Below are 12,131 nucleotides of genomic sequence, written 5' to 3'. Positions count from 1 at the left end.
TATTCATAATACAATTTTATTCGCCTTTCAAATCTACTCATCTTATAAAGGGGGTTAATTTCTCCCGCTATTTCACTGTTTCATCCGCTAAAATCTGCAAAATGTGCTCGACAACATCCTGCGGTCGTTGAGTGGCATCCAGTACATGGTGGGCGACCTCCTGATAGAGCGCTTCCCGGCTGGCTAAGACATCCTGCATCTCCTCAACGATCGGTTTGCCGGTGAGGCTTGGCCGTTGAGCATCTTCTGGATCTTCGGCTAAACGCTCTGCCAGTATATTCGCTGATGCACGCAGATAGATGACCAACCCATGATTACGCATAAATGTGCGATTTTTAGGTGTTAACACCGCACCACCACCGGTAGCCACCACAGTTTTAGGGGCCGTGACCGTCTCCAGAGCCATACTTTCGCGCAAACGAAAGCCATCCCAGCCCTCGCGAGCGACGACTTCGGCAACACTTAACTGTAAGGTTTGCTGCATAAATAGGTCTGTATCAATAAAGCGATATCCCAACGCCTCTGCCAGCGCCTTCCCTACCGTTGTCTTACCCGCACCACGCGCACCCACCATGAAGAGAGTTTGTGTCATTACTTGAAAGTCCTTTCGCATCAACTTCTGAGGATAAATTCTCGACATCAAAAATCTGGCCACCATTGTTAACCGACTCAATTAGGTTAACACTCAGCCATATACTGTAGATGCAAATCATACCGATAATTGAGAGTAGTGCAAACTTTACAGATTCGTAAAATTAATGATACACAAAATACGCTACCTCCATCCAATATAGCGCATTCTTTCCTGTGGCTTAGGCATAAGTTCGTCATGCTTTTTCAGGTTTTAGCACCGTTATTGGTTAGCAAGATGATCTATTCCATTTGATAATCCTCTGAAAAACCAGAGGCCAAGATGAAATGAAACATGAGGAGCAGTAAAACGGGGCCGCTAACGTGGCTGACAAATATAGACTAAGGCCGGAGGAAAATTACGGACCACCCGAATCTTTCTCCAGATGAAATAGCGGGATAACAAGGGTTCAGAAAGGTGGCTGTATTGGAATAAAACCAACATCCCTTTATTCGCTCGTAAGCGTTGCTGAGTCTGCTGCAATATTCTGATGCTGATCTTGGTGGGGATCGAGAGCAGTGGCAAGCAACAAAAAACCACATCGTAATTCTGATCTAATTGTTCGGCTGAGCGATCAGCCACCTGTAAACGCGGATCGTTTATTTGATGTAATGCGTGCACAAAGTGAGGCAGGATTTCGTAAGCCTGTAAGCGAGAGTCTACTGACATATGTGACAAAATGCGCTTTGTCAGCACACCATCTGCTGCGCCTAATTCGGCAATATTAAGATGTTGTTGCCAATCGACCTGATTCAACATCGCTTGGCATAACCAAGGCGAGGAAGGCGCTAATGTGCCAACCGTGCGGGGGGAGGCAATAAAGCGCTGTAAATAGGAAAATTGACTTTTAAAATTACGCCGAACGGTGTTTAGCATGGCTTCTCCTCGGAACCCCAGATACACCACAATAACACCTTATATTCCTTAAGTTATCATTAAGATTGCTCTAATAATTAATTATTTTTGTCAGTTAATAGAAAATACAAGCAAGAGGAATAGGCGTGATAATGAAATAAGTGAGTCCAAGGTAACAATAATTTACGATTGTCACCTTGGACTCATTTGTAGACTAAAATGTTGTTGCTATATCAACACACTATCTGACTATTTCAGTCATTATCACTTGGTACGAAGAGTTAGCGATAAATCTCAGCACTGGCACTGAAATTGCTGGAATCACCGGGGTTGCTCATACCAATAACCCGATAGTGACTTGCACCATCAGCAGTGGCTTTCTCATTTAGTGCTGACTCAACATCCATGGGTGAACCACTGATATTAGACAGTGAAATGACCCCCATGCTTTGCAACTTAGTGGCTTGTTCTGGGCTGACTTCTTGCGCAGCCATAGAGGCGAATGATGCAGTAGCGATAAGTGCAGCGGCGATGACAGGTAATAATTTCATAATATGCTCCAACTGACGGGTTATATGTAACGTCTTTGTGAGGTTAATTATGAGCGAGCCAACGCAAGCGGACGTAATGCTGTGTAAAGAACATCAATCATTGTGAGGGGAATAAGGAGGAAATAAATTAATTTATGTCATAGAAGATAAAGCGTTAATATGCTTTTCTCGAACTTAATCCACTATAGTGGGTGAATTCAAGCATCACAATAGCGTGGGAGAGAATATGGTAACGCTCAGGGCAATGCGGGCTGAGGAACTTTGCGACTATAGGAATTTATTTATTACCGAATATGCGCAAGATTTGTCGTCTAATAGCAATTATAGTGTCGAGCAAGCTCTGGCTTATGCAACACATAGCTTTGATGGCTATTTGCCGGAGGGGGTTAATAGCCCAAATGACCACCTTTTTTGCATCGAAAATAGAGAGGATATCGAGGGCGAAGAGTCATTGGTGGGTTATTTATGGTATGGGTTAGGTCAAGAGGATAGCGCCGCCTTTATTAAAGATTTCTATGTACTGCCACAGTGCCAACGCAAAGGTTATGGCTCCGCGTGTTTAGAGGCGTTGGAAAAACAGCTTATTGATCAGGGGATATTCGAGATAAAACTGCGGGTCGCGGCTGATAATCCACAGGCAAAAAGGTTGTATGAGCAAATGGCGTTTGTCGTCACCGGATTCAATATGTCTAAGTCGCTGAAATAACCTGATGAGCAGTGGCAAGGATGAAGACAATATTCAGCGGGCGCTTGCAAGGCTGCAAACGGAAACGCGTTAAGCACTGATTATCGGATGAACAGTTTATCAGGCACGATATCGGCTGTTCTTCTGATTAATCAGTCAAATAGATCTGTTATTGCTGGCTTAAACTATTTTATCTTCTCCCATCTGTTGCAACTGATTTTTGTAAGATTTCACTTTTTGGCGTTTCTTCATCCAAATAGAGAATGACACGACAAAAATGCTACCCGCCAAGCTTAGTACGCCCAACTCATGCTGATAAAACAGCATAATAACAAAATAGACAGCAGATATAATTGCTACCCATTTAGCCGAATGACCAATCGAGTTTTTCTCATCAGTCAAACGGCGGATACTCTCTTCTTCGCTGATCCCCATGCTTACTTCTCCTTATCCTCCTTAATAACTAGCTTATAATATTGGGTCAGTAGCATGATAATTCAACATATTTTTTAGTTTTTATTTTATCCAGTTGAGATAGCGCTGATTGACTATCTCGACTGAGTGGGTCATGGCTATAAAGTCACAATCAATTCGTACTCGCCACCATCCAGTGCGACCCGTAATCCATCAGGTTGATAGGATACAGCTGAACCATTCAATGTCGCTGAATTGATGCCCTGACAACGCGAGTTCGGGTTTTCAACGCGGATGGCATAGCGGGTGTTGGCCAGATTAATGGTCACCTCAAATCCCTGCCAACTGGCGGGAATACAAGGATTAATCACCAACTCCATCCCTTCGCGGTGGATACCCAAAATGCCTTCAATACCCGCACGGTGCATCCAACCCGCAGAACCGGTATACCACGTCCAGCCGCCGCGCCCGACATGGGGGGCGACAGAGTAGATGTCGGCGGCCACCACATAAGGTTCAACTTTGTAGCGCGCCACTCCCTCAGGGGTATTGCCATGATTGACCGGATTGAGCAGAGCAAACAGCTCATGGGCTTTATCCCCCTCCCCCAATTCAGCAAATGCCAAAATCGCCCACATGGCGGCATGACTATATTGCCCACCATTTTCCCGCAGGCCCGGTGGATAACCTTTGATGTAACCGGGGTCATCGGCGATTTTGTCAAAAGGTGGGGTGAAGAGGAGTGCCATGCCATCATTGGGGCGAATAAGATGTTGCTCCAGTGAGGTCATCGCCTGCACTGCCCGTTGCGGATCTGCCGCTTTGGAGAGCACCGCCCATGACTGCGCAATCGAGTCAATGCGGCACTCAGCGCAGGTTTTGGACCCTAACCAGCTACCATTATCAAAGGTGGCCCGCCGATACCAATCGCCGTCCCATGTCTCTTGCTCTAACGCGGTAATCAGCCCCGAGAGGTGTGCTTGCCATGCTCTGGCCCGCAGCGGATCACGCTTTGCCGCCAACGGAATGAACATCTTGAGTGTCGCCACCAGCAGCCACCCCAGCCAGACACTCTCGCCTTTGCCGCCTTCCCCGACCCGATTCATCCCATCATTCCAGTCACCGGTTCCCATGAGTGGCAAGCCCAGTTCGCCCGTCAGGTCGATACATTGATCCAACCCTTTGGCGCAGTGCTCAAACAGAGACGCAGCTTCCTGCGCCACCAGTGGCTGGAAGAAAGCATCGTGTTCCCCCGGATGAAGTGCTGGCCCTTCGAGGAACGGTACCAACTCATCCAGCACAGGGGTGTCTCCGCTAGCAAGAATATAGGTGGCGGTAGCAAATGAGAGCCAAACTCGGTCATCGGAGATGCGGGTACGTACCCCCTGCCCCGAGTGCGGCAGCCACCAGTGTTGCACATCGCCTTCAATAAATTGCCGTCCGGCAGCGCGCAGCAGGTGGTGACGGGTGGTCTCCGGCTGAGCAAAGGTCAGCGCCATGCCATCTTGTAACTGGTCACGGAAGCCATAGGCACCGCTGGCCTGATAGAAGGCCGATCTTGCCCACACACGGCACGCCAGTGTCTGATAAAGCAGCCAGCCATTAAGCATGATATCCATCTGCCGATCCGGCGTTTTCACCTGAATCGCCTCCAGCAAGCCCCGCCAGTAGTCGGTCACTTCACTCAACACCGCATCCAGATTGGCCTCGCGGTAGCGAGTAATCAATGTCTGTGCTTCACCCACCGAACCACATTGGCCGATAAACCACACCACTTCCACCTGCTCACCGGCGGCCAGTTCAATGGTCTGCTGTAGCGCACTGCACGGGTCAAGCCCCGCCCCAGTCACCCCGGAGAGCGGTAGGGTTGCCAGCAGGGCGGCTGGTGCAGAGCTGTTCCCATAGTGGCCGAGGAACTCGCTGCGATCGGCTGTCCAGCTCTTTTGCTGCCCATTGAGATCGGCAAAAGAGACTCTTCCGGGGAAGGCGGTGCTCCACGGATTGCGTGCCAACATGGCTCCGGTTGACTCATCCATCTCGGTAATAATAAATGGCCCACTGGCCCCCCGAGAGGTCGCTAGCACCCACTCGGCATAGGCGGTCACCGAGAGACGCCGAGGTTTATCTGATCTGTTGTGCAGTGTCAGCCGCGATATCTTGATGGGATCGGCTAGCGGGACATACTGCAATAGCGTCATACCCACACCATTCGCCTGATGATCAAATCGGCTATAGCCGTGTCCGTGGTGAGCAATATAGGTGCCGCCATCACGGATCGGTTGTGCCGTTGGGCTGCAAAGTTGGCCGGAGTCCTCATCGCGCAGATAGAGACACTCGCCAATAGGATCGATGACCGGATCATTCAGCCATGGGGTTATTTGGTTTTCGCGGCTATTTTCAGCCCAGGTATAGCCGCTGCCGGTCGCCGAAACCTGAAAACCGAAGTTCTGATTGGCGATCACATTGATCCAGGGCGCGGGGGTATTTTCTCCGTCATTCAGGCAGATGACATATTCCCGCCCCTGCTGACCAAAGCCACCTAGCCCATTAAAGAACTCCAGCTCTTCGGGGAGTGGCAGCAAGGTTCTTGGCAGTGGCGATAGCGCCGCCAGAGGGAAATGGCTCGGTTTAGCCAATGAGAAAGCCGTTTTCTTCTCTGCGGAGACCCCTTTTTTGTTCAGGGTAAACAGTAGGTGATGAAGCTGATGGCCCAGTTTGCCCGCGCGAGCCGTCAGTACCACGCGCGCGACCGAGCACAAGAGCGCTCGGGTCTCGGCACTCATCAGATCCGCGCGCAAAGCATAAGCCGAACCTTGCCGGAGTTCATCCCCCAGACGAGGCCGTGACTGGCTACTGCGGACGGCGGTTTCGATGGCAATTTGTAAGTCTTGCACATAAGACGAGGCCCGCTCATTGATGATAACCAGATCCACCGCCAGACGTTTAATGCGCCAGTATTCATGGGCGCGCAGTAATTGCCGCACCTGTTCAATGTCTTCGCCGTCATCGATTCGCAGCAAGACAATCGGCAGGTCGCCGGATATCGATTGCGCCCAGAGTGCCGACTGTATCCCCGCGCCGCGCATGATGGTACTGGAGGGCGAACGGAAGCGAGGATCGGCATACAGAATCGGTGCCGCCAGTTGCTGAAAGTCGGCCGCCTCTTCCGCTTTAATGCCCAGATGGCGTAATTGCACCTGCGCCTGTGTCCAAGCCAGCGTTTTCGCCCGCTCGTAAGCACTGCGGTCGCGGTGTTTGTCCACCATATCCAGCAGAGCTTCTTTTGATGAGGCGATCAGTGTCCAGAAGGAGACAGTGACGGTTTTTCCAGCGGGAACCAGCAAGCTATGGCGCAAAGAGAAGATGGGGTCCAGCACGGTTCCCACGGTATTTGACAGTGGCACATCCACTTGCATGGCCGCCGAGGTGGCTACCCGGTTACCACGGCCAATAAATTTAGCGCGGTCCGATTCGTATTGCAGTTCACGCACGGGCAACCCCTCTGCCACGGAGAAGTGCGCCGCCCAAACTTGAGGCTCTTGTGCCGTCCGAGGCCGCCGCGTCGCAATTAATGCCCCCAACTCCGGCAGATATTCGGTGACCACAAACATTTTGGCGAAGGCCGGATGGGCATTGTCCGCTGACGCGGCGGTGAGCACCACTTCAGCATAAGATGTCAGCTCAATCTCCCGCGCCCGGCGGCCCGTATTGAGCAGAGAGACGCGCCGTACCTCGCCATCATCTTCGCTGGAGATCAACACATGCATGGTGCTGGTGAGGGTGCCGTCTCGGCAGATAAACTCGGCATGATCCTCAGCGAAGATCACCTCGCGGTGCGCATTATCACTGGCAGCCAATTGCGCCCCTGCCGACCAACTGCGGCCACTGCGTAAATCACGCAGGAAAATAAAGGAACCGTAATCATCACAAGTCGCATCCTCCCGCCAGCGAGTGACCGCCATATCCAGCCATCGACTGTAGCCCGCACCAGCGGAGGTTAGCATTACCGCATAACGACCATTGGATAACAGGTGAGTGATCGGCGCGCCGATCACCGGAGAAGAGAGGCGGCGCACCGTCGGCAAGGCACTGTCTGCCACGGCGGAAAGCCGCACCTCCTCGGTGCGTGGGTAGGCAATCGCCACATTGCGCGGCATCCGCTCTTGCAACAATAGCTCACAGGCTTGAATCATCGGCTCATGATGGAAGCGGTTGCGCATCCGCCCTTGCTGCAAGGTATTGGCGATCGCCACAATGGTCATCCCCTGATGGTGAGCCATATAGTTGCGGACGATCACCGCCTGCTGATTTTCCGGTAAGCGGGAGCGGGTAAAATCTAGCGCTTCATAAAAACCGTAGCGCCCCAGCGCCCCCATCTCAGCCAGTCGGCCATAATTCTGCAGCGCACCGTGGGGATCAATCATGGTTGCCAAGCCGGTCGCATAAGGCGCAATCACGGTATTTTCTGATAAGCCGCGCTTTAACCCCAGTCCCGGCACACCAAAGTTGGAATATTGATAGGTAAATTCGATATCCCGCGCACTGTACGCCGACTCAGATATCCCCCATGGGATATTCAAGCTGCGCCCGTAAGCCTGTTGCCGTTCCACCACCAGTTGATTGGTTTGTTCCAGCAAACTGCCTGCTGGCGCGCGCATCACCAGTGATGGCATCAGATATTCGAACATGGAACCCGACCATGAAATCAGCGCCGCGCCTTTACCCACAGGCGTTGCTGCTCGCCCCAGTCGGAACCAGTGGCGGGTGGGGATATCCCCTTTGGCAATCGCAAACAAGCTGGCCAGCCGCGCTTCTGAAGCCAGCAAGTCATAACAGCTAGGATCAAGGCGGTTATCTGCCATCGAATAGCCGATGGAGAGCAATTTGCGTTCAGGGTCGAGCAGGAAGGCAAAGTCCATCGACAGCGCCATATGGCGGGCCTCTGCTGCCAGCTTGAGTAACCGATTATTGACCTCCTCCTGCATCTCAGCCGACAGTTGCTGGTCATACTCATGTTCGGCGGCGGCCAGAACCAGCGCCTCAATCCAATAGCTCAAATCAATAAATGCATTATCATCAATTGGACGAGCAACGCCATGCACCATCGCCGAGGCTTTCGCCAATAAAGGTTTCACCGCCAGTGGCAGCATTTCAGCTTCGCCAACATACTTTAAGTCCATGCGAACCTGTTCCAGCACCGCCCAAAGTTTTCTTTTAAAATCAACGTCTCCCCGCGGCAACTGCCGGAAAGCGGCTTCAGCCAACAGCAGGTTATCCATCAACCCCTTGGCCCAATTGGCCGCGAGCGGTTGTGTCGCCCACTCCTCACAGGTATTCGCCAGCACAATCAAATGCCCAGCCAGATTGCCACTATCGACGGAAGAGACATAGGCGGGTTCCAGTGCCCGCAGATCCTGCGTGCCATACCAGTTAAAGAAATGCCCTCTGAAGCGATCCAGCTTATTTAAACTGTCGAAGGTGGCTTCTAGGCGCACCAGAGTGCGGTAAGTGCCTGCCCAGCAAAAATCACGGGCGACCACCGTCGAGAGCAGATAAAGGCCCATATTGGTCGGCGAAGTTCGGTGCGCCACCACCGGTTTTGGGTCCTCCTGAAAGTTATCTGGGGGCAGCATATTTTCATCGGGCGTGACAAAGGTTTCGAAGAAACGCCATGTGCGGCGAGCGATCAGCCGCAACTCGGGGATATCCTCCACCGTCATCGGTTTATGCTGAACCACCGGATGGGCGCGGCTGACCCACAATGCTATCGCTGGCGCGAAAAACCAGAGTGTGGCAAAGGGGAGAATCAGCGGCCACGCTGGGGGAGACAGGGTTAGCGCAATGGCCGCCAGCAGCAAGCCGAGTAGCGTCCCTCCGGCCATATGGCGATAGAAACCGGGCAGACCGGGGCGGGGTTGACCTGCCGATTGGGCCGCCGTCGTCCACTCCAGTAAATGGCGATGAGTAATACCGATCCGAATCAGTGTGCGGCCAATGGCATCCCCCATTTGCCATGCGTGGTCGGCCAAAAAAATCAGCGAAAGGAGTGTCTGACTTCCCGCCCGTTTGGCATCGTCTGATAAGGAGCGTAAATGGTGACTCAGCCGAGTATTATGAGCAGGCCATAATGAGAACAGAACCGGCAAGAATGAAGGCAGCGCCGTCAATACTATCACCAGTAGCACGCCGACCCACGCGGCGGGCAGAGGTAATACCCAACTCATCCCCAGCAACAACAGCGAAAAAGGCGCAACCAGTGAGCGCCTCAGGTTATCCATCATTTTCCACCGGCCCAACGGCGGGATACCCTTGCCCGTGTTGTTGCTTTTGAACACCCAGCGCAGTAATTGCCAATCACCTCGGGTCCAGCGGTGTTGGCGCTTACTCACCACGTCATAGCGGGCCGGAGACTCTTCGACCACCTCAATATCCGAGGCTAATCCGGCACGGGCAAAAATTCCCTCGAACAGGTCATGACTGAGTAAGGTGTTTTCCGGCACCCTGCCCGCCAGCGCGGCTTCAAAGGCATCAACATCATAAATCCCTTTGCCGGTATAAGAGCCTTCACCGAAGAGATCCTGATAAACATCCGAAACGGCTGCCGCATAAGGGTCGATACCACCGGGGCCAGAAAATATCCGTTGGTACAATGATCCGCCTTTACCCATTGGCAACGCCAATGTCACTCGCGGCTGAAGAATGCCGTACCCCTCAATGACCCGCTGCTGATCCTCACTAAAGCGAGGCTGATTAAGCGGATGGGCCATTTTGCCAATCAATCGTCGGGCCGCATCTCGCGGTAGACGGGTATCGGCATCCAACGTGATCACATAGCGCACGTCCGTTGGCACCTGCGGTTCACCAGCGGCAGCCGGGGTAAAGGAGGTGTCGGTTGCACCACGTAACAGGCGGTTAAGCTCATGCAGCTTGCCCCGCTTGCGCTCCCAGCCCATCCAGCAGTTTTCACTCTCATTGAACCTCCGCTGACGGTAGAGCAACAGAAAGCGTGGGCCTGTTGGGCCGGGGCCATACTGCTGATTCAGCCGCGCAATGGCCTCATCGGCTAGCGCCAACAGTGGGCCATCACTCGGTAAAACTTGCTGATCCGCATCGACGCCATCCAGTAGCAGAGCAAAGGTCAGAGAGCCAGTCATGCCGGAGAGATGGTGAACTTCCAACTGCTCGATTTGCTCGAGTAAATCCGCTTTGCCAGTGAGTAAGGTGGGCACCACCACCAGTGTCCGCAGGGTATCAGGGATCTCGTCGGTCAGCGACAGCCCCGGTAAAATCGTGGCACCAAAGCTCCAAGTGATAACGCGGTTCACTAGCGCTGTCGCCACTTCTGTTAGCGGGATAAATCCGATGACGGCAAATGCCACCCACCAGCCGATCGCCAGACCGGGAAAGGAGATAGCCCACAGTGCCAATGCCAGCAATCCCGCGGTAACCAGTAAAATCGCCCCCATATAGCCGCCCACCCCAAGGCGGATACTCATGCGGCTAAACCATTGACGCATTGAGGGGCTAAATCTGAGTTGACTCTCCAATTCACGCCGCCCGGCACCAATTAAGTGATAACCGGGGTCACGACAGCGCTCAACCTCCTCCGGTTCGGCGCTGCTGGCGGCATCCTGCGCCGCTTGCAAGGCGAGATTGGCAATCTCCAGTTCAGTGAAGGTGGAACCACGACACAACTGTTCGATGGCGCTGCGGTAGAGATTGCGGGTTTGAAAATCCATGCTGGCAAAGGCGCTCCCTTGCCGTAAGCAGGCATCCACCAGACTGACGCTCTCAAACAGATCCGCCCAGTCGATATCTGAGATCAACCGCATGCTGGTAATCACATTGCGTATCGAGACATTCGATGTCCCTTGGCGCAATTGGGCATGTTGCACGACTTCGCTGACGGATAACCCTTGTAGCTTCAGGCGATCTTCCAGCCACCCCAGCGCGGGCGTGGTGCGCGGATCTTGATCCCGTAATCGCTTTGCCAAGTGAGCCGCAAATGGCTCCGATAGCGGCTCAGTTGAGCGCATGGCAATATCGGACTCCAGCGCAAAGCGGCTCTCCCCGCTCGCCAATAAGCGATTCGCCAGTGCTTCAGCATCTGCGCGGGCTTTGCGCCCTTGGGTTATCTGATCCGCCAGACGACGTAAATTCTCTATCAGCACGATGCGCAGTGTAATCGCGACCGCCCAGAGTTCGCCGATAGTCAGCGGCTGGACACGCTGATAGGCCATAATAAAACGGCACAAAACATCGGGGTCCAGATGGCTGTCAGTGTGCGCCACAAAGGCCCAAGTCATGCCAAACACCCGTGGATAACCGGCAAAGGGGCCATCAGCCAGTTTCGGTAACTGGCGATAGTAACCCGGTGGTAGGTCATCCCGGATTTCGCGGATTTGCTCCTCAACCAGATGATAATTATCCAGCAGCCATTCAGCCGCAGGCACAACCGCATGGCCCTTTTCCAGCTCTGCTGCGCTGGCCCGATAGGCGGCCAGCAAGGTATCGGCGTTATCATTGAGGCGGGAATGCAGTGTGGAGACCCGTGGGGGATGGTCCGTGATCGATTGTGCTTTGGCTAAACTTTCAGCATGTTGCTCCAACCGCTCGACACTGAATAACTCCTCCCTTACCGGGGCAGAATCATGCCAGAGGTTGCTTGTCGTTCGTGATCCAAGAATAGTGTTGATAATTGATTTCATAGCTACCTTTCCGAACAGGTGAACGTCCTGAGCCTGACGAGCCGCGTGATAGGGCGCAGAAAATGTTCTGACAGGCGGAGTGCTGTCAAAATGGCTGAATGAAGGTGGAAAGCAACAGACTGATGCACCAAAGCCTTCAGTCATAAAAAGAAGCAAATAAAGGCTGACAATACGCAATAAACGTAGCGCAGCAAGAAAGCTGAATAGGATTAACTATAGTCCAAAAATGAAATTAGGGATCAGGCCATACCAGAAGGGGGAAATATCTGTGGGTGGTGGCGATAGCC

At 52.9% G+C, this 12,131-nt stretch carries 6 protein-coding genes; 1 reads left to right on the top strand and 5 read right to left on the bottom strand.

Features of this window, described 5'->3' with window-relative positions:
- Window positions 1-67: 67 nt before the first annotated feature.
- From aroL to HRD69_RS10380, 3 genes are all read right to left on the bottom strand, one after another.
- On the bottom strand, window positions 68-592 hold the full coding sequence (aroL, locus tag HRD69_RS10390; protein WP_032812986.1) for a shikimate kinase AroL: 525 nt from the start codon (window positions 590-592) through the stop codon (window positions 68-70).
- 357 nt (window positions 593-949) lie between these two features.
- Complete coding sequence (locus HRD69_RS10385) at window positions 950-1,507, bottom strand: class I SAM-dependent methyltransferase (RefSeq protein WP_032812987.1); 558 nt, start codon at window positions 1,505-1,507, stop codon at window positions 950-952.
- Between the two features lie 260 nt (window positions 1,508-1,767).
- Window positions 1,768-2,037: a YdgH/BhsA/McbA-like domain containing protein gene (locus HRD69_RS10380; RefSeq protein ID WP_004873499.1), complete on the bottom strand. Its 270-nt coding sequence runs from the start codon at window positions 2,035-2,037 to the stop codon at window positions 1,768-1,770.
- Window positions 2,038-2,263: 226 nt separating this feature from the next.
- Between HRD69_RS10380 and HRD69_RS10375 the strand changes: the two genes are divergently transcribed.
- Entirely contained in the window at window positions 2,264-2,743 is a 480-nt protein-coding gene (locus HRD69_RS10375) for a GNAT family N-acetyltransferase (protein WP_032812988.1), read from the top strand.
- Window positions 2,744-2,902: 159 nt separating this feature from the next.
- Here HRD69_RS10375 and HRD69_RS10370 read toward each other — a convergent pair whose 3' ends face one another.
- Both HRD69_RS10370 and HRD69_RS10365 read right to left on the bottom strand, forming a co-directional pair.
- Window positions 2,903-3,157 carry a hypothetical protein gene (locus tag HRD69_RS10370; protein WP_004873501.1) on the bottom strand — a complete coding sequence of 85 codons (255 nt, stop codon included), beginning with the start codon at window positions 3,155-3,157 and terminating at the stop codon, window positions 2,903-2,905.
- Window positions 3,158-3,294: 137 nt separating this feature from the next.
- Window positions 3,295-11,844, bottom strand: a complete 8,550-nt coding sequence (locus HRD69_RS10365; protein WP_032812990.1) for a GH36-type glycosyl hydrolase domain-containing protein — start codon at window positions 11,842-11,844, stop codon at window positions 3,295-3,297.
- Window positions 11,845-12,131: the final 287 nt, after the last annotated feature.

The sequence above is a fragment of the Yersinia mollaretii ATCC 43969 genome, from assembly GCF_013282725.1.
In the GTDB taxonomy this organism is placed as follows: domain Bacteria; phylum Pseudomonadota; class Gammaproteobacteria; order Enterobacterales; family Enterobacteriaceae; genus Yersinia; species Yersinia mollaretii.
The sequence above is the reverse complement of the archived record's forward strand: the minus strand, read 5'-3'. Positions and strand labels throughout refer to the sequence as shown.

Coding starts and splice junctions, on each gene's coding strand:
- aroL (WP_032812986.1), bottom strand. CDS start 592: ATGACACAAACTCTCTTCATGGTGGGTGCGCGTGGTGCGGGTAAGACA.
- HRD69_RS10385 (WP_032812987.1), bottom strand. CDS start 1,507: ATGCTAAACACCGTTCGGCGTAATTTTAAAAGTCAATTTTCCTATTTA.
- HRD69_RS10380 (WP_004873499.1), bottom strand. CDS start 2,037: ATGAAATTATTACCTGTCATCGCCGCTGCACTTATCGCTACTGCATCA.
- HRD69_RS10375 (WP_032812988.1), top strand. CDS start 2,264: ATGGTAACGCTCAGGGCAATGCGGGCTGAGGAACTTTGCGACTATAGG.
- HRD69_RS10370 (WP_004873501.1), bottom strand. CDS start 3,157: ATGGGGATCAGCGAAGAAGAGAGTATCCGCCGTTTGACTGATGAGAAA.
- HRD69_RS10365 (WP_032812990.1), bottom strand. CDS start 11,844: ATGAAATCAATTATCAACACTATTCTTGGATCACGAACGACAAGCAAC.